This is a genomic window from Myxococcus sp. CA033, assembly GCF_013336625.1.
GTDB lineage: Bacteria > Myxococcota > Myxococcia > Myxococcales > Myxococcaceae > Myxococcus > Myxococcus llanfairpwllgwyngyllgogerychwyrndrobwllllantysiliogogogochensis.
Map to the genome: position 1 here is coordinate 97,654 of NZ_JABUMU010000030.1, position 17,677 is coordinate 115,330.

At 68.2% G+C, this 17,677-nt stretch carries 13 protein-coding genes; 11 read left to right on the plus strand and 2 right to left on the minus strand.

Translation table 11 applies throughout. The features are described from left to right. The first annotated feature begins 128 nt into the window (after positions 1–128). The 5 genes from HUA78_RS40825 to HUA78_RS40845 are packed head-to-tail and all read left to right on the plus strand — an operon-like array spanning position 129 to position 6,772. Entirely contained in the window at positions 129–506 is a 378-nt protein-coding gene (locus HUA78_RS40825; protein ID WP_141647791.1) for a response regulator, read from the plus strand. Beyond that, positions 503–3,058 carry a response regulator gene (locus HUA78_RS40830; protein ID WP_174478664.1) on the plus strand — a complete coding sequence of 852 codons (2,556 nt, stop codon included), beginning with the start codon at positions 503–505 and terminating at the stop codon, positions 3,056–3,058. Before HUA78_RS40825 ends, HUA78_RS40830 begins: the two co-directional genes overlap by 4 nt. Beyond that, a complete protein-coding gene (locus HUA78_RS47370; RefSeq protein WP_174456198.1) occupies positions 3,055–5,082 on the plus strand; it encodes a response regulator in 2,028 nt (675 codons plus the stop codon). Before HUA78_RS40830 ends, HUA78_RS47370 begins: the two co-directional genes overlap by 4 nt. Positions 5,083–5,114: 32 nt before the next feature. Then, positions 5,115–6,155 (plus strand): ATP/GTP-binding protein, encoded by a 1,041-nt coding sequence (locus HUA78_RS40840; protein ID WP_174478665.1) that lies wholly within the window; start codon positions 5,115–5,117, stop codon positions 6,153–6,155. Beyond that, positions 6,152–6,772 carry a DUF3226 domain-containing protein gene (locus tag HUA78_RS40845; RefSeq protein WP_174478666.1) on the plus strand — a complete coding sequence of 207 codons (621 nt, stop codon included), beginning with the start codon at positions 6,152–6,154 and terminating at the stop codon, positions 6,770–6,772. The genes HUA78_RS40840 and HUA78_RS40845 overlap by 4 nt, the downstream gene beginning before the upstream one ends. A gap of 63 nt (positions 6,773–6,835) precedes the next feature. Here the strand turns inward: HUA78_RS40845 and HUA78_RS40850 are convergent, their stop codons facing one another. Then, a complete protein-coding gene (locus tag HUA78_RS40850; protein WP_174478667.1) occupies positions 6,836–8,197 on the minus strand; it encodes a hypothetical protein in 1,362 nt (453 codons plus the stop codon). A 353-nt stretch (positions 8,198–8,550) separates the two neighbouring features. Between HUA78_RS40850 and HUA78_RS40855 the strand changes: the two genes are divergently transcribed. From HUA78_RS40855 to HUA78_RS40865, 3 genes are read left to right on the plus strand one after another with little or no spacing between them, the layout of a single operon-like run. Beyond that, positions 8,551–9,999, plus strand: coding sequence for a hypothetical protein (locus tag HUA78_RS40855; RefSeq protein ID WP_174478668.1), 1,449 nt, complete (start codon positions 8,551–8,553; stop codon positions 9,997–9,999). Beyond that, positions 9,986–12,169 (plus strand): hypothetical protein, encoded by a 2,184-nt coding sequence (locus HUA78_RS40860; RefSeq protein ID WP_217442786.1) that lies wholly within the window; start codon positions 9,986–9,988, stop codon positions 12,167–12,169. Before HUA78_RS40855 ends, HUA78_RS40860 begins: the two co-directional genes overlap by 14 nt. Continuing rightward, entirely contained in the window at positions 12,166–13,512 is a 1,347-nt protein-coding gene (locus HUA78_RS40865; protein ID WP_174478669.1) for a hypothetical protein, read from the plus strand. The genes HUA78_RS40860 and HUA78_RS40865 overlap by 4 nt, the downstream gene beginning before the upstream one ends. Before the next feature lie 24 nt (positions 13,513–13,536). Here HUA78_RS40865 and HUA78_RS40870 read toward each other — a convergent pair whose 3' ends face one another. Then, on the minus strand, positions 13,537–15,108 hold the full coding sequence (locus HUA78_RS40870; RefSeq protein ID WP_174464293.1) for an LVIVD repeat-containing protein: 1,572 nt from the start codon (positions 15,106–15,108) through the stop codon (positions 13,537–13,539). A 291-nt stretch (positions 15,109–15,399) separates the two neighbouring features. Between HUA78_RS40870 and HUA78_RS40875 the strand changes: the two genes are divergently transcribed. The 3 genes from HUA78_RS40875 (at position 15,400) to HUA78_RS40885 (ending at position 17,660) form a co-directional block, all read left to right on the plus strand. Beyond that, positions 15,400–16,335: an NAD(P)/FAD-dependent oxidoreductase gene (locus HUA78_RS40875; RefSeq protein WP_174464294.1), complete on the plus strand. Its 936-nt coding sequence runs from the start codon at positions 15,400–15,402 to the stop codon at positions 16,333–16,335. Positions 16,336–16,367: 32 nt separating this feature from the next. After that, entirely contained in the window at positions 16,368–17,252 is an 885-nt protein-coding gene (locus tag HUA78_RS40880; RefSeq protein ID WP_174468244.1) for an AraC family transcriptional regulator, read from the plus strand. A gap of 135 nt (positions 17,253–17,387) precedes the next feature. Further along, positions 17,388–17,660, plus strand: coding sequence for a hypothetical protein (locus HUA78_RS40885; RefSeq protein ID WP_141647901.1), 273 nt, complete (start codon positions 17,388–17,390; stop codon positions 17,658–17,660). Positions 17,661–17,677 lie beyond the last annotated feature (17 nt).

Consider the following 17,677-nt stretch of genomic DNA (forward strand, 5'->3'; position numbering starts at 1 on the left):
TGGGAATGCGGTGGGGCCGGGTGTTGAATCCTGGCCGGGCCGTCATCCGTCAGGGCCTTGGACGGACGTCCAGTCCCCCGCACTTCTCACGTGCGGTACCACCGTCATTCATTCCAGGAGGCCCGCCCGTGACGACGCTGCGCAAGGTGATGCTGGTGGACGATGAGGAGGACATCCGCGCCATCGGCAAGCTGAGTCTGAGCCGGGTGGGGGGGTGGGACACGGTGCTGGCCGCGTCGGGGAACGAGGCGCTGACAAAGGCCGCGGCGGAGCAGCCCGACCTCATCCTGCTGGACGTGATGATGCCCGGCATGGACGGGCCCACCACGTTCAACAAGCTGCGCGAGCAGGACGCGACGTCGCGCACGCCCATCATCTTCATGACGGCGAAGGTGCAGAAGCAGGAGGTGGCCCGCTACCTGGAGCTGGGTGCGGTGGGGGTCATCGGCAAGCCGTTCGACCCGATGACGCTGCCCAAGGAGATTCGCAAGCTGGTGCCGGAATGAGGGGCTCCCGCCTGTCCAAGCGCTCGGTGGCGCTGGCGGTGGGGGCGCTGCTCACGCTGTGCGCCCTGTTCGTGGTGGGCCGTCCGTGGGGGATGGCGGAGAGCGACGGATATCGCACGCGGCTGCAGCAGCTCCGCCTCGCCAGCGCGGAGCTGGAGCAGGACGTGCTGCGCGCGCGGCTGGGGCTGCCGGAGCTGCATGGCTCGGAGGGCTCCGCCTTCGAGGCGCTGAAGGCTCGCGCCGAGACGCTGCGCGACGTCCCGTCCTTCCTCTCCGAGGAGGAGCGGCGGGTGATGGCGGCCTCGCTGGAGGCGTACCTGCGCGCGCTGGAGGACAACCGGGCGCTGCTCGTCCGCTCGCGGCAGGCGCAGGCGCGAGGGGAGCGGCGCGAAGCGGACGTGGCGGTGCAGGCGCTGTTGGAGCGCTCCGCCAGCGCGCAGGCCGAGCGGCTGGTCACCACGTTCCTCCAACTGCATGAGCGGGCGCAGCTGAGCAACGAGCGCTCGCGTGTCGTCTTCTTCGCGGTGTCGCTGGTGCTGGGCGCGTACGTGGTGGTGGTGCTGGTGCGGCTGTCGCGCGCGTCGGGTGAGCTGGCCACGCTCAACGAAGTCCTGGAGAAGCGGGTGGAGGAGCGCGGCCAGGCGCTGCTGCTGGCGGGCGAGGAGCAGCGCACCACGGAGGCGCGCAAGGCGGCCATCCTGGAGGCGGCGCCGGACGGCATCCTGCTGGTGGATGAGGCGGGGCGGCTGTTGGAGTTGAACCCCACGGCGGAGCGCGTCTTCCGGCTGAAGGCGTCAGAGGCGGTGGGGCGGGACTTCCTGGCGCTGGCGCTGCCCGCGTCCCTGCCGGCCGGCAAGCGCGAGGACGTGGCGGCGGCGCTGCGCGAGGCGTCGGGCAACGCCACGCGGTTGGAGTCGCCGTGCCTGCGCGCGGACGGGAGCATGTTCCCCGCGGAGCTGACGCTGGCGCGGGTGCCGGGAGAGGGCCCGGCGCGCTTCACCGCCTTCGTGCGCGACATCACCGAGCGCAAGGAGGTGGAGCGGATGAAGAACGAGTTCGTCTCCACGGTGAGCCACGAGCTGCGCACGCCGCTGACGTCCATCCGGGGTTCGCTGGGGCTGCTGGAGGGCGGCATCGTCGGGGAACTGCCGGAGCAGGCGCTGGACATGGTGCGCATCGCCCGCTCGAACACCGAGCGCCTCATCCGCCTCATCAACGACATCCTGGACCTGGAGAAGATGGAGGCGGGCAAGCTGGAGCTGAAGCTGGCGCCGCTGGAGGGGCCTGAGCTGGTGGATGCGACGTTCAGCGGCCTGCGCGGCGTGGCGGACGCGGCGGGGGTGGCGCTGCGCGCGGTGGTGGAAGATGCGCCCCGGGTGAAGGGGGACAGGGACAGGCTCATCCAGGTGCTGACGAACCTGGTGTCCAACGCGGTGAAGTTCTCCCCGCGCGGGGCGGAGGTCGCGGTGCACGTGCGACTGGAGGCGCCAGGCCGGGTGCGCTTCAGCGTCGTGGACCGGGGGCCGGGCATCCCCGAGGTGCAGCGGGGGCAGTTGTTCGCGCGCTTCCATCAGCTCGACGGCTCGGACACGCGCTCCAAGGGCGGTACGGGGCTGGGGCTGGCCATCTCCCAGGCCATCGTGAACCAGCATGGCGGGAGCATCGAGGTGGAGAGCGCACTCGGGACGGGCTCCACGTTCACCTTCACGCTGGACGCGGCGCGCTCGGTGTCGGGCTCGCATCCGGTGGTGGGCGCGTCGGTGAAGGACTCCTCCCGGTACAACGTGCTGGTGGCCACGGCGGACACGGAGTTGTCCGCGTTGTTGCGTGGGTTGCTGTCGCAAGAGGGTTACCGGGTGGTGCGGGCCGCGAGCCTCGCCGAGGCGGCGAAGGTGCTGGAGGAGACGCCGCCGGACGCGGTGGTGCTGGACACGCAGATGCCGGATGGGCAGGCGTTGGACTGGGTGCGGAGCCTGCGCGAGCAGCCGCGCACGCACGAGCTGCCGGTGCTGGCGGTGTCGGGACGCTCGGCGGAGGGCGAGGGGGTGGGGACGCCGCTGTGGGTGGACTGGATGTCGCAGCCCTTGGAGGAGTCGCGGCTGCTCAGTGCGCTGAGGCACGCCATGCGGCGACCGGGGCAGGCGCGGGTGTTGGTGGTGGACGACGACGTGGCCACGCGGCGGGTGATTTGCGCGCGGCTGGAGCGGCTGGGGACGGTGCAGGTGTTCGAGGCGGCGGATGGGGAGAGCGCGGTGGCGTTGGCGCGCGAGACGCCGCCGGACCTCATCGTGTTGGACGTGGGGTTGCCGGGGCTGGATGGGTTCGAGGTGGTGGATATCTTGAGACAGGGGCGGGGGCGGGCCACGCCGCTCATCGTCTTCACGGGCAGGGACTTGTCGCGCGCGGACCAGCGGCAGTTGACGCTGGGGATTACGCGGCATCTGAGCAAGGCGCGCTCGTCGGAGGAGGAGCTGGTGGCCTCCGTGCGCGAGCTGCTTCATGAGCTGCTGTCCCACAAGGACGGCGGCCCGGAGAAAAGGGCTGTGTCATGAACGACGCCAAGACGCTCCTGTTCCTCGAGGACGACAAGGACTTGCAGACGCTGGTCTGTGCGTTCCTGCGGGAGAAGGGGTTCCGGGTGGAGTCGGCGCGCACGGCGGCGGAGGCGCGCACGTTGCTGGCGAAGATGCCGGTGGACGCGGCGATTGTGGACGGGTTGTTGCCGGGGGTGACGGGGGCGGACTTCATCCGGGAGCTGCGCAAGACGCAGCCGGACCTGCCGGTGTTGTTCGCCTCGGCGTTCTGGAAGGACTTGAAGAGCCACGAGCTGCTCACGCGGCAGTTGCGGGTGGCGCGCATCATCCACAAGCCCTACCGGCCGGAGGAGCTGTACCTCTGGGTGAATCAGCTCTTCACCAAGGCGTTGCCGCCCGCGCCGCCGGGGCTTCGGGCGTTGGCGGACGTGGACCTGGTGCGCGACGAGCTGGCGGCGAGCCTGGTGGCGTTGAATCAGGAGTACGGCTCGCGGCTGAAGGACAAGGTGGGGGGGCTGGAGGTGCTGCTGGGTGAGGCGCGGGTGGGGCGGCGGGAGGTGTTGGAGGAGGCGACGCTCGTCGTGCACAAGCTGCATGGGACGGCGGGCAGCTATGGGTTCACGGAGGTGAGCCTGTCGGCGGGGCGGCTTGAGGACGTGCTGCGGTCGGCGAAGGACGTCTCGCGGTTGGACTGGGGCGTGGTGGACGCGGCGTTCCGGGAGCTGGCGAGGACGGCGTCGGTGCCGGTGAAGTCCGCGCGCAAGGAGGGCCCCGCGGCGGTGTTGCCGACGGAGGGTGTGTTGTTGGTGGTGGACGAGGACGCGCGGGTGTTGGCGGAGGCGGAGCGGTTGGGGCGTGCGCACGTGGTGCGGGTGTTGCCGGCGCGGACGGCGAGTGAGGCGGTGGCGGTGGCTCGCAAGCAGTGGGTGGATGGGGTGCTCATCCACATGCATCTGGGTGGGGAGATGGGGGGCATCCAGGCGGCGCATCAGTTGCGGTCGGTGGAGGGCCTGGGTTCATTGCCCTTGGGTTTCACGGAGGCGGCGGGAGGGTTGGAGGACCGGGTGGCGGCGGCGCATGCGGGGGCGTCGTTGTTCCTGCCGAGGCCCTTCACGGCGCAGGACTTCGCGGCGGCGGCGGAGCGGATGGTGGCGGCGCGGCGGCCGGAGCGGGCGCGGGTGTTGGTGGTGGACGACGACCCGGAGGCGATTGCGGCGTTGGTGCACTCGCTGGCGAGCGAGCAGGTTGAAGTGGTGGGGTTGGGGGATGCGCACCAGTTGATGGAGGCGTTGGCGGAGCATCGGCCGGACCTGTTGTTGTTGGACGTGCAGATGCCGGGGCCGAGCGGGTTTGATTTGTGTCGCATCCTGCGGTCGACGCCGGCGTGGCAGGAGTTGCCGGTGTTGTTGATTACGGCGCACCTGGGGTTGGAGTTCCGGCTGGCGGCGTTCCAGGCGGGGGCGGACGACTACATCTCCAAGCCGGTGTTGAAGGAGGAGTTGAGGGCGAGGGTGCAGGCGCGGCTGGAGCGGGCGCGGCTGTCGCGGGAGCGGGCGGAGCGGGATGCGTTGACGGGGTTGTTGTTGAGGCGGCCGTTCATCGAGGGGCTGAGGGCGAGGCTGTCGGAGGCTCAGCGTCAGCAGCGCCCGTTGGCGTTGTGTTTCCTGGATGTGGACCACTTCAAGCGGGTGAATGACCGGTATGGGCACCTGGCGGGGGACAGGGTGCTGACGCGGCTGGGGCGGTTGTTGGGGGCGCGCTTCCGGAGGGAGGACGTGCGAGGGCGGTGGGGCGGGGAGGAGTTCGTGGTGGGGTTGTTGGGGGAGACGAAGGAGCGCGCGAAGGCGATTCTGTCGCGGACGCTGGCGGAGGTGGCGGAGATGACCTTCGACGGCGACGGGGGCGAGTCCTTCGGGATTACGGTGAGCGGCGGCATCGCCGAGGCGCCCGGAGACGGGGCGACGATGGAGGAGCTGCTGCGCGCGGCGGATGCGCGGCTGACCCGCGCGAAGTCGAACGGGCGCAACCGCATCGAGGTGTGAGCGGGGGCGGCGGGTCTGCTAGAAGTCCAGGCATGTTGACGTCCGCGACCGTTGAGAACTTCCGAGGCATCGAACGGCTCCAGGTCGAGGGACTGGGCCGCGTGAACCTCATCATCGGGAGGAACGACAGCGGGAAGACGGCGCTGATGGAGGCGCTGGAGCTGTTGTGGGTGCCCGAGGATGCCGGCTTTGTGATGGTGGCGAGGCAGTCGGCACGGCACCCCGAAGCAAAGATGGTGGATTTCGATGATTTCTGGCTCCCCATCTTTCGAAGAATGGATGCTGCACGCGGATTCAGCGTAGAGGGGACTGATAAGCGTGGTGAGCACGTAAAGCTAACGATGAACAAGTCTCCCCTCCCTCCGATGGAGTTCCCAGTTGATACTGGGGACTCACAGACAGCGAGGAAGGCATGGGAGTTGGAATGGCGCATTACACGCCAGGAGACGGAGACAAGGTCCATCAGCTCGAATGGCACGAGTCTTCAATTTCCAGCGCAATTGACTCCAAGCGAAGGACGATTCTGGATTGCACCCAGCCCGTCAATCACTGCGCTTGACATCCGAGCATTGTCGAAGCTGAAACAACAGGGACGAGGGGACTCAGTGATTGGGCTCCTTCGCCTTATTAACGACCGTGTTACGGGAATCGAGTTGCTCGCCCCGTCTGGTGAGCGTGCGGTGGTCTTTGTTCAGTTGGAGCATGAAGGACTGCTCCCCCTCAGTATGATGGGGGAAGGTGCGAAGCGAAGTTTTGAACTTGCAGTGGCACTCTCATCACAGGAACACCCAGTGCTCTGCATTGATGAAGTCGAAAATGGTCTCCACCACAGCACGATGGGCTCTCTTTGGAGCTGGATAGCGGAGGTGTCGCTTGTCCGTGGAGCACAAATCTTCGCGACGACTCACTCTGAGGAATGTGTCCAGGCCGCATGCCGAGCCTTTGGTGAGCGCGGGGATGAGGGGTTGCGTGTCATCCGGCTCGACAAGCAAGAGCGCGAGACAAAGGCTGTTGTCTATGATCGGAATCTCGTCGAGGCCGCCGCGCGGATGGGTGTGGAGATTCGCGGATGAGCCGTCGTCCAAATCCCCCCTTTAAGACGCAGCCGTTTGGCTTGCTACTTGCCGAAGGGAGTGACGAGCTTCGGGTCTGCGAGGCGGTTGCGGGTGCGTCGACTTGGGCAGGGCTAGTGGGCTGGCAGGCGCAGGGGCGTGAGGACCTCCCAAATCTGGCGAAGCTGGCGTCCCTCGACCCGAGCTTCATGCATGCGCGTAGTGTCGGAGTGTTGCTCGACGTGGAGGATGACCCGGCGAGTGCATACGACCTCGCTCGGCGGACGATGGTGGCGTTGGGAGGGGGCTTGGATGTGCCCGTTCACGGCACGTTCGAAGGCCAGCCGCGCAAACTGGGCGTCTTCCTCACGCCGGACGGGCATCAGCCCGGCAGCATCGAGAAGCTCTGCAAGCAGGCTGTTCGGAACCAGGAACTGGCGCGCTGTGTGGATGCGCTGGTGACCTGTGCTGGCGCGCCTCAATCAACTCAGGCGCTCAAAGACAAGGGCTGGCTCAACGCGTACCTCGCGATGCTGTCGTCACCCCTGCGCTTCTATCAGGTGCTTCAGCATCCGCAGGGTATCGACCCCGCCCATACCGCCTTCGACTCGCTGCGAGCTTTCCTCCAGAGTCTCTGATTCCGTCCCCACGCCAAGGCCCGAGAACCAGGCCTTGGGGCACCCGCGCCCAGGTCGCGACGTCTACTTCCACCTCCCGAAGGAGACGGTGCTCTTGAAACCACTGACCACGGAGTCCTTCACGTCGCCGGCTGCATCCTTGAACTTGCCGCCGGTGAACGCCAGAAGTGTGCTCTCCCGGATGTCAATCATCCCATCCACTCCGCGGTCCTTCAGCTTCTTCGTCTCACTGACCACGTCATCGGCCTGTTCAATCAACGGTGACATGTCCCCCGGGTCGTTCCAGACAGAGACGGTTGCCTTTCCATTCTTCAAGGCCTGGATGACCTCCGGAGAGGCGTCCTTGATGTCCTTGTATCTCGTGATGAACGACACCGGCCTCGGGGCATTGTCGGTGATGTGTTGTTGCATCGCAGCCGCGGTCTCGCTCGTCAGCGCGCCGTCAGGAGCGTTGACACCCATGGTGGCATTGGGGAGCTTGTCGCCCAGGGCCTCCCGAATCCACCTCGCCTCGGTCGGGTTCACGCTGAACATCAACCGCTCGCCCGGGATGCCGGAGTCCACGACCTGCTTCACCATCTCCTTCACGGCGGCTTCCTTCTTTGCCGGGTCATCCTTGAAGGCATCGAACTTGACGTCTACCTTCACGCCCACCCCCAGCGCCTTTCCTTTCGCGAGCCATTCCTGAAAGGAGAGCTTGGGGGGGGGGTCGTCATGGTTCATCTCCATGCCGCCGTCTTTCTTCATCTGGAGATCCCCCTCGACCCAGTTCTTCCCCTCCTTCACGGCCTTGTTGAAGTCATGCTGCGTGTTCGTTGAGTGGGCGTTGTTGGCCTCGGAGAGCTTCTGGCCTGGTTTCCATTGCCCCTGATAGTCCAGCGGCTTGTGCTCCTTCTGGAGCTCCTTCGCGGCCTTGTCCTTGCCGGACGCCTGAAGCTCGGTGAGGGTCGCCCCGCCTAGCAAGACCGCGCCAATGGGGTTCTGGGTCTTCATGTCCTGCAGCACATCGTCGAACTGGTTGAGCTGATTGCTGTTGGGGAGGCCATCGGCCAGCGCCTTGCCCAGGGCCTTCTGCCCCTCCGGCCCCGCTCGCTCCGCCACCGCCGCCAGCGCATTCAGGCTGTCGCGGGTGATGCCGTTCTTCTTGCTGTCATCCTTGTCCTTGCTGACCCGGACGCCCAGCTCCACTCCCACCTGCTGAAGCGTGGGCTGCGTCATGCGAATGAGTCCATTCACATACGCCGTGTCCAGTGCCGGTTGCGCCTGCACCAGCTCTTGCAACTTCGTGGTGGCCGCCTTCGCGCCTCCCGTGCGGTATGCGTCCGACACCTGCTGCGCATGCTGTTGCGCGAGCGGGGGCACATCCATCGGGAGGATGTTGGGCCCCTTCCCTGGCGCGGTCACGAACTCGTCGCGCGTGGGCATCCCGGTCGGACCTTGCACGGGGCCTGGCGGGGGTTCCTGTGGCGGAGGCGGGGCCGGGGGCTCGGTCTTCAGGGGCTGTGCGACCACGGGGGCCTGACGTCGAACGCTGTCGTACCAAGACATGGTGGGGGTTCTCCTGGGGGGACGTGGGGGATGGGCTCTCCAAGGGGAAGAGGCCCTCTCGGAGCAGGTGGCGCATTCCTGTCGCGTTTTTCCCTCCCGTGGGCACCCCAGGCCCTGGAACAGGACCTGGGCACACCACGGGCTCGTTCCTCACGGCCCCAGCGTGTCGGACCGGGCTGGGAACCTCTGCCCTTCTCCATCCCCAGCCGGGGCGTTCATGGGAGGCGTCGATGTTCGCGCGTCGGAGTTGGGCCGTCGTGTTGCCGCTGCTGCTACCCGGGGTGGGGTGGGCCGAGGAGGAGGTCGCCCCTGGGCACTGGGAGCAAAGGGAAGCCGCCATTCGCGAGCTGGAGCAGGCCCTGACGCCCGAGTCTTCCAGCGGGGGCGCGGAGGCTCAGCCCGAGGAGGAGTCCATGCCACCGCCCGCACCCGACTCGATATCGCGGTGGACGAACGCGCTGCGCATGGAGGCCACGACGTGGACCTTGCTCCCTCGAAGAGGCGCGGGCAGCGACGAAGGCTTCGTGCAGGTGGAGCCCGGGTTTGTCTTCGACAAGGGCGAGTCGTTTCGTCTCAACCTCGGAGCCCCGGTGCGGCTGCGGCTGTGGGGTGGCGGCGAAGGGGCGGGCTTCGTGAGGAAGGAGGACTGGGACACGCTGTCCGATTGGGGCCAGGTGGTGCGCCTCTTCTCGGTGGGCGGTGACACACCCGACTCCGTGTGGGTGGGGATGCTGGAAGGCTACTCCCTGCTGTCGGGGCACCTGGTGCGGCGCTACAGCAACCGAGCCAACCCCGACTATCACCCGGCCGGAGTGGTGGGGACGGGGACGCTGGGGCCGGTATACGCGGAGGCTTTCGTTTCGGACCTGCTGGGCGCTCGTCTGATGGGGGCGGAAGTCGCCCTGGACATGCAGCATGTCCTCTTCGGCCGCCCGCCTGTTTCCGGGCGCTACACGCTGGCGCTGTCGGCGGCGCATGACTGGGGGAAGGGGGGAGGCACCTCGAAACCCCTGACGCTGGCGCACCTGGACGGTACCGCCGTGGTGATGCGGCGTCGGAGCAGGGACACGGGCCTGGAGTTGCACCTGCTGGGAGGTTGGGGCGGGCGTCCCGGTGAAGGCGGCGCGTGGGGCGCGGTGGCGGGCCTGGGAATGGAGGCGGTGTCGCCGATGCTGGACGTGCGAGCGCGCCTGGAGGGGCGCCTTCAGCGCGGAGGCTTTCGGCAGGGCGCCTTCGGCCCGGACCACGAGCTGGCGCGCTTCCAGGTGGCGGGCGCGTCCTCGGTGCCGCTGGCGGAGGCGTCCTTTCCGGAGGGGGCTTCGGCCTACGGTGAGGTGATTTTCGGCTGGGATGCGGTGCGCCTGGATGGCATGCGGCGGCGACACCTCTTTGTCTCCCTGGGCGTGGAAGCCTTCACCTGGGGACGGGTGGATGTGGATGGGCGCGTGGAGACACACCTCTTCCACCAGGACTTGAGTCTGGGCGTGGGGGGACTGGCGACAGGCATGGGCCAGCCGGGCGCGCGCTACCTCGTCTCGGGGGAAGCCCGGTGGCGTTTTCTCGGAGGGCGGCTGTTCGCGGTGGGGCAGGGCGGCACGCTGCTGTTTCCCTCCCCGGAGGGGACGCTTCGGCCAGGGGCCTTCGCGGCCTTGGGAGTGGGGGTGGATGGTGAGCGCTGAGCGGCTGCCGTGGGGCGGAGCCGGTCTGGCGCTGGCCCTGGTGCTCCTCATCGCGGGGTGTGCCTCGCTGCCCACTCGGGCTGATTCTGGAGCCACCCTTGAATCCCGCTCGGGTCGGGCGCGCATGTTGGCGCTGGGGAACAACGCCGTCGCGCCCGAGGACACCTCCGACCTCGCGGCCGAAGTCGGGCCGCTGCTGCATCGCCGTCGAGCTCCGTCAGCGACGACCCCGGGCGCGGGTCGCAACGGAGGTGAGACGTCGCCCCTGCCCATCGTCGACCTCATGGACGCCTGCGGAGACGTGCCCTCGGGCTGGCCGCGCCTGTCCACGGATGAGGAAGTGCTGGCGCCCTTCCTGGAGTGCCTCACTCCAGCGGCCTTCCTGGCCTTCCAGCGCACGGTGGACATGCCCCGGCTGGTGGAGTCCCTCTCGGCCTGGAATGCCGTCCGGCTGGGCGCCCTGGGCCCGTTGGAAGCCGAAGCGGCCAGCGTCCTTCTCAAGAAGCGCGTCGTCTTCCTCTCCACCGCCGCCGAGAAGTACGGGCCAGGGCAGGCGGAAGTCCTTGCTCTCTTCGTCTTCCACACCACCTTCGACGATGAGGCGCGAGACGTGCTGCGCCTGCTGGCCGAGGACAGGCTGCTGAAGCGCGCCCTGGGGGGCATGGCGAGCGTCCATGCGGAGTTGTCGGCGAGGGGGCTCGACCCGGAGGACTTCCCGGAGAGGGGCTTCCTCGCCAGCGACCTCGCGCGAGGGTTGGGGAAGGCCACGGATGATGTCGCCTCCTCCATTCCCCTCGTGGGTGGAAGCCGAAGCGTGGAGGCCTCCTTGCCGCCTCGGCAGCTACCGCCCCCGTACCGTGCGGCGTACTGGGAGGTGGAGAAGGCGCAGTACCTGGGGGCCTTCGCACCGGGCAACGTGGCCCTGGCCTCCTTTGACCACCTCACCTTCGGCGTGCCACTGGGCTTCTACTTCCTGGCGGCCGGGACGGTGCAAGGCGGGGTCTCCCTCTCGAAGGGCGAGTACGAGGAGGCCACGCGGCGGTTGGCGCCCGCGGCCCTCATGGTGGGCTTGTACTCAGGAGGAGCGGGTGCGCGCGCCTTCCGTGAAGCCGGCCTCGCCAGGAAGGAGAGGTCACGGCTCGATGCGACAGTGCCTCGCGTAGAGGCGCTAAAGGCCGTGCTCGACAGGTTGGAGGCGCGGGCGGGGGCGGGCTCCGTGGGGGAGTTGGCTCGCCACTTCCAGCAGAGCCGGGAGGCGGCGCTCCTGGTGGCGGAGTGGGGTGAGGCCGGCGCGCTGGCCCTTCACGAGGCACGCGGCGATCCGGCTCGAGCGCAGGCCACGTTGCCGGTGCGGCATGGCGAGCCTCCGAGCGGCACGCCAACGAAGGGCGGAGCAGGGAAGAGCGGAGGCAGGCCCTCGCCGCCACCCGAGTCGGCCGGCATCCCCGCCGAGGTGGCCGAGGCGAAGTTCCGGCAGGTGGAGGCCGAGGCTGGGGGCGCCCGGCTATCGACGGACGTGGCTGCCCTGAAGAAGCATCGCGAGGCGCTCCTGAGAACCGCGCCTCCTGGCGCCGACGTGCATCCGCTCTGGCTCGATTACCTGTCCTACCTGGAGAAGAGGGCCGCGGAAATCGAGCAGGGCATCGCGTCCAGGGGGCCGCTGCCGTGGTCCAGCTATCAGCTCGTGCGCGAGCGGTATGCCCGGGGCCTGGCCTTCGAGAGGGACATGGTCGTCATCCTGGAGGCGGATGCGGCCCTGCCACGGGCGCAGCGGCGGTGGCTCAAGGACTTCGAGAAGCCTCGCATCGAAACGCACGTGGGCGTGGCGAAGGCGGACCTGCGCTTCGTGGATGTCCTCGTCATCGAAGAGGGGCCCGCTGGTGGCCCGACGGCCCGCGTGGAGACGTTCAGCTTCAAGAGCCGGGACCTCTCATTGCTGAAGGAAAGGCCCCTCCAGTCCCAGTTGATTGAGGATGCTGGTGAGGCATTCCGGTACTACGGGGAGACGTTGTCCATCCGCCGACCCGGGCTCATACAGAAAACGCGGGTTCAGAGGGTTCGAGTCGTCTACGAGGGAGGGAGGTTCAAACCTCGAGAACTTGATGCACTTGAGCGCTCCGTGAGGAAAGCTGAGAGCGAGGTCGCCGGTGTGGAGGTGCGGTTCCAATGAAGGTCCTGGAGTTCCATGAGCTGCGGGCGGAAGACGGTCTGCGACTGCTGGTCGACGGAGCCATCGACGAACGCGCCGCGCTCGAGCCACGGTTGGAGCCCCTCCTGAATGCACTCGAGGCGCATGCAGGCGAATGGATGCCGGACGTTGTCGAAGGAAAGCGGCGGCGGAAATACTCACGCGCCGCCATCTCGAAGTCGCTTGAGGAAGAGCGCGACGTCGGAAGTACATCCATCGGGCTTTATCGTACCCGGGCTCCAGCGCTGGATATGACGTTGAGCCTCGGCGGAACAACCTCGCCCGCCGAACTGGAAATCTCGGTGGCGCTCCAGCCGCTTTCTTTCTTTTCGGGGGCGGCGCGCTGCCAGGAGTTCATTGAGATGGTCCGAGCCTGGGCTCGGCACGTCCTGGTCACATACGCCATGGCCCATGGCATGGCGGATCGACAGCTCTCGGGGGCTCCCTACTTCGGTCGTGATGGAAGGACCTCGCGCAAGGATGGGTTCGACACGATTTATGAGGTGTTCTGGCTGAATGTCTTTGGACCGAAGCTGGTGGAGATGGTGGGTCGCGAGCGGATGCTCTCGACTCCCGCGCACCTCGTGGAGGAGCTACCCAACGGCTCCGTCCTCCTGGTGCTGTGGCCCACCGCCGCCGATTTCGCCAGTGAGGAAGCGCGGGTCGTCCAGGCCCGTGCCCATGTCCACCTGCGGCCGGACCTCGACTTCGACACGGTGCTGAGCACGCTGAGAGAGCGCAGTGCCGCATTCGTACCCGTCGAGCCTCGCTTCCACCCTGACGTGGCGCCGTTCCTCTCGCGGCTGCCAGATGAGTTCTCCATAGGCGAGCGGCAACGGAAGATCGCCGAACTCAACGCCTTCCGGCCTCCATCGCCGGAGGAGTGGCTCCCAGCCGCCCTTCCCTCGGACGTGGAGAATCCGGAGCGTGTCCTCGCTGACTACGGAGTCCTGTCCGAAGGACTCGTGGCGGCGCTCCACACCCAGGTGCCGTCCATCATGGACGAGACGCCCGAGTCTCTCACGGACCTGGACTTCTACTTCTGGAGGGAGAATTTCCCCGAGCGGTACAAACGCGAACTCGTCGACGGGCACACCGCACCGGCGCTAGGGGCCTACCTGGGTGAGCTGCTGGTGCGGCGATTGGGTGGGACGTGGGTGCCGCGCCAGAAGAGGGAAGAGTCCCAGGTACGCGTGGGCCATCGCGTGTGGTTGCCCTTCCTCCGCGCCCGCCGCTACATGCAGTCCCGCCAGTCGCTGCTGGACTACTCGCTCACGCAGCTTTTTAAAGATGCCGCCAAGGGAAACGCTGGCGAGAACGCATGACTCCGCGTTCGTGGACGCTACATCTCACTGTGGCGGCTCCGTCAGCACCAGCAATCCACGGGACGTATCCACGACATACACATAGCCATCTCCGGGCACCTGGAGCCCCGTGGCCCCCTCTTCCAGCGCGTCCCCGCGTCCCGGGTCTGTCTCTCTGAAGCTGTTGAAGTACGCCACCTCGCGCGGCTGTGTGGGATTGCTCACGTCCAGCACGCGCAGCCCCTCCTGGTGATACGTCACGTACAGCCGCGAGCCGCGCAGCTCCAGCGCCCGCGGTGACACGACTCCGCGCAAGCCATACTCGCCAATCTTCACGATGTTGCGCGGCTCGCTGACATCCAGCGCGCGCAGCCGCGCCCCCACGCCCAGGCTGCTCTCGAACGCCACGATGCGCCCGCCGAACGTGCCCACCGCGCTCGCGCGGCTGTTCGCATACGGGTACGTGTACCGCCCCAACAACTGGACCCCTCCGCCCGAGCGCGCGTCGACCACCTGCAGCCCGTCACGCAGGTGATTCACATAGAGTCGGCCCTCGTAGCTCACCGGGCCTCGCGACGAGGGGTTCTCCGCGATGCGTGAGCCGGAGACGATGTGCTGGAGCAGCCGGGGCTCGGAGGGCGTGGAGATGTCGAACATCAGCGTGCCCGCGGAGGGCTCCGTCCCCACCGCGTACAACCTGTCCCCATCCACGCTCACCAGCCCGACGCTGACAGGCTTCTCCGGCACCCTGCGCACGAACACCGGCGCGGAGGGCTGGGAGATGTCGAGCACCACCACGCCCGAGCTCGCGCTCGCGACATAGAGCACCCCGCCCTTGAACGTCGCGCCCCGCCAGTCCGAGTCCTCCGGAAGGCTCATCCGCGCCACGCGCACCGGCGCCTCGGGTTGGCTCACGTCGAAGACGGTGAGCCCCCCACGCTGTCCCTCCCGCTTCTGAGAGACGACATAGGCATGCTCACCGATGACCTGCACGTCCACGGGCATGCCCAGGTCCACCCAGCGCTCGGAGACCAGCTTCAGTCCGCCGGAGACCTCGTGCTCTCCCTTGAAGCGCGCCACGCGCTCGGCGCGGAAGGTCCCCGACTCCACCAACACGCCATCGCGACACCGCGAGAAGCAGCCCGTCAGCGCGCGCGGGCCCACCGCGTTGCAGCCCGCGAAGGTGAACAGTCCGTCCGGAGACTGGCTGGAGACGAGGAACGTCCGCGCGTCCCACACTCCGGCCACGGCGGTGGCTCCGAGGACCTGCTCGGGGACGCCCGTGGAGCTCAGCTTGAAGCCTCCGCCGAAAGGGGCGGCCCGAGCCGCCTGCGTGCCCCGCGCGTCGAAGCGCAGTTCGCTGCGGTACACCCCCTCGCGCTCCAGGGCCTCCAGCGAGCGACGTTTGCAGCCGGACAAGTCGAACGACTCCAGGCTGCCACAGGCCGCGTCGGCACCCTCCAGCACGTGACAGACGGACAAGGGGCCTGAGTCCATCCAGTCGCCCCGCTCCTCGAGCGGTGTGTAGCGTCCGTCCCACGGAGCGTCCTCCAAAGAGGAACAGCCGGACGCAGCGCAGGCGAGCAGGACCGTCAACGCGAGACGCGCGGGCTGCATCGCATACCTCCTGGGTGGGGAGCCGCACTCCGGCCTTGAGGCCCCTGACTCGCAGTGTAGGAACGCTGCTTCCCCTTCGGGAAGCCGACCCTTCGCACTTTTGGTCAACGGCGCACGTCCCGTGGCATGTGCCGACTGTTCCCACCTGCTCAAAGGGCGCCATACCTGGCCGGTCGTCCTCGTCGAGCGTCCGCCTGCTCGCCCGGGTCCGCTGCCCCCACCCGCCGATGCGCCGATTCCGCCCGAAGCCCCGCTCTCCCGCGAGGAATCGCCGGCGTTTAGTTCTTCACCATGAACGACATTCTCGCGAAGGACGTGGTGATTGTGGGCGGCGGCCCCGCGGGCCTGAGCGCCGCGCTGGTGCTGGGCCGTGGCCGCAAGAAGGTGCTGCTGTGCGACGCGGGGTCGCCCCGCAACGCGGCGGCCGAGCACATCCAGGGCTTCGTCACCCGCGACGGCACGCCCCCCCGGGAGTTCCGCGCCATCGGCCGGGAGCAGTTGCGTCCCTACGACGTCGACATTCGCGACGTGCGGGTGAGCGGCATCGAGCGCCTGGGTGACGCGCGCTTCCGCGTGACGCTGGAGGGCGGAGTCGTCGTGGAGTCCCGCCGCGTGCTGCTGGCCACGGGCATGGTGGACGTACTGCCGGACCTGCCGGGCTACCGCGAGCTGTGGGGCAAGGCCGTCTTCCAGTGTCCCTACTGCCACGGCTGGGAAATCCAGGACAAGGCCTGGGGTGTGTTCGCGGGCCCGGAGGCGGAGCTGTACCTGGACTTCGCCCTCTTCCTGAAGGGCTGGTCGGCGGACGTCACGCTGTACACCCTGGGTGGCTTCCAGGTGTCGGCCGAGCGGCGCGCGCAGCTTCAGCGGGCCGAGGTGCGACTGGTGGAGGGCCCGGTGCGGCGCCTCATCGCGTCCGCGGATGGGAACGCGCTGGAGGCGGTGGAGCTGGAGGACGGGACGCGCGTGCGGCAGGAGTACATCTTCACCCGACCGCCGCAGCGGCATGTGGCGCTGGTGGAGGGGCTGGGGCTCGCGCTGGACGAAATGGGCTTCGTGAAGGTGGACCCGATGCAGCAGACCTCCGTGCCCGGCATCTCCGCGGCGGGAGACCTCACCACGCGCTTGCAGGGCGCGCTGATAGCGGCGGCGGCCGGTGCGCAGTCCGCCTACGTGATGAACCACCAGCTCAACATGGAGGCGCTGGGCGCGGGCCACGCGAAGTGACGCCGGGTCGAGCCCCGCGCTACGAAGGCCCCATGGCCTCCGCACCCATCGAAGGACACAGCCACGCGTGGCCCGCAATCCAGCGGGACTTCGAGGAGAAGCGGCGTCTCACCTGGGTGGGCCCGCAGCGGCCCCTGACCGCGCAGCACTCGCGGGCCCACTCCACGGTGCACTCGTACGCCGTGGTGATGCTGGTGCTGCGCGGGGAGACGAAGGTGCGGCACGCGGGCGACCTGGTGCTGCGCGCCGGGGACGTGCACCTCATTCCGCCTGGAGACGCGCATGGCCGCGAGCACTCGGATGCGGAGTGCATGGGGCTCGGCTTCTATCCGGAGGCGCTGTCCTCGGACGCGGAGGAGCGCGCGTCACGGCTGGGGCCGCTGCTGCGCGTGCGCGGCGGCTGTCACCCGGTGCTGCGGCCCACGCCCGTGCAGCGTCGGCGCCTGTTGCGGTGGATGCGGCTGATGGAGGAGGAGCAGACGCGACAGGAGCGGGGCAGTGACGAGGCAAGCCTCTCGCTGCTCCGGCTGGTGCTGGTGGAGCTGGAGCGGATGGCGTTCCCCGACGTCGTGCCGGAGTCCTCCTCGATGGGCCTGAGTCGTCGGGCCCTGACGTACATCGAGACCCACTGCCTGGAGCCGCTGTCGCTTGCGAAGGTGGCGCGGGAGCTGGGGCGCTCGGCGCCGCACGTCGCCGCCGTGGTGCGGCAGGAGACGGGGCGCTCGGTGGGGGAGTGGATTCTCGAGTGCAGGATGGCCGAGGCGCGCAGCCGCCTGCGTCACACGGACGAGCGGGTGGACATCGTCGCGGACCGTGTGGGCTACGCGGACGTCACACACTTCATCCGCCTCTTTCGCCGCGTGCATGGTGTGACACCTGCCGCATGGAGGAGGCGAATGGAGGCAGGAGTGCGCTGAACGGGTGTTCTGTATTTTGTTGCCCGTTTGAATTGACAGGAAACTGTCATCTCGGTAGTTCGTGCGCATGCCGACGCCGATGAGGGAATCGTCGGGAGCGAGCCGCTTCAGGCCCGCTCCCCGAGGCGCATTGTCGTGCCCACGCTTCAACGGGATGGGGGATTCGTGGTGGCGGTGCAGTGGACGGTGCCGCTGATGGCGACGCGAGCGAGACGAAGCAGACGGGGTGGCGAAGTGCGTCCGCTCTGGCGAGGGCCGCGCGAGGTGTCGACACCGCCGGAAGCAGGAGGAGCGCCACCGTTGCTCTGTCCCTTCTGGTTCAACCTGGGGCCGCAGGTGGCGGCGAACGACTCGGAGCCACCCGCGAGCACGAAGGCGCGACGGAGCAAGAAGCCCACACCGTCCTGAGCGGGGAGCCACGGCCG

Bases quoted from the DNA above. Each gene is read 5' to 3' on its own strand.
- HUA78_RS40830 (WP_174478664.1), top strand. From the start codon at position 503: ATGAGGGGCTCCCGCCTGTCCAAGCGCTCGGTGGCGCTGGCGGTGGGG.
- HUA78_RS47370 (WP_174456198.1), top strand. From the start codon at position 3,055: ATGAACGACGCCAAGACGCTCCTGTTCCTCGAGGACGACAAGGACTTG.
- HUA78_RS40840 (WP_174478665.1), top strand. From the start codon at position 5,115: ATGTTGACGTCCGCGACCGTTGAGAACTTCCGAGGCATCGAACGGCTC.
- HUA78_RS40845 (WP_174478666.1), top strand. From the start codon at position 6,152: ATGAGCCGTCGTCCAAATCCCCCCTTTAAGACGCAGCCGTTTGGCTTG.
- HUA78_RS40850 (WP_174478667.1), bottom strand. From the start codon at position 8,197: ATGCCCACGCGCGACGAGTTCGTGACCGCGCCAGGGAAGGGGCCCAAC.
- HUA78_RS40855 (WP_174478668.1), top strand. From the start codon at position 8,551: ATGTTCGCGCGTCGGAGTTGGGCCGTCGTGTTGCCGCTGCTGCTACCC.
- HUA78_RS40860 (WP_217442786.1), top strand. From the start codon at position 9,986: ATGGTGAGCGCTGAGCGGCTGCCGTGGGGCGGAGCCGGTCTGGCGCTG.
- HUA78_RS40865 (WP_174478669.1), top strand. From the start codon at position 12,166: ATGAAGGTCCTGGAGTTCCATGAGCTGCGGGCGGAAGACGGTCTGCGA.
- HUA78_RS40870 (WP_174464293.1), bottom strand. From the start codon at position 15,108: ATGCAGCCCGCGCGTCTCGCGTTGACGGTCCTGCTCGCCTGCGCTGCG.
- HUA78_RS40875 (WP_174464294.1), top strand. From the start codon at position 15,400: ATGAACGACATTCTCGCGAAGGACGTGGTGATTGTGGGCGGCGGCCCC.
- HUA78_RS40880 (WP_174468244.1), top strand. From the start codon at position 16,368: ATGGCCTCCGCACCCATCGAAGGACACAGCCACGCGTGGCCCGCAATC.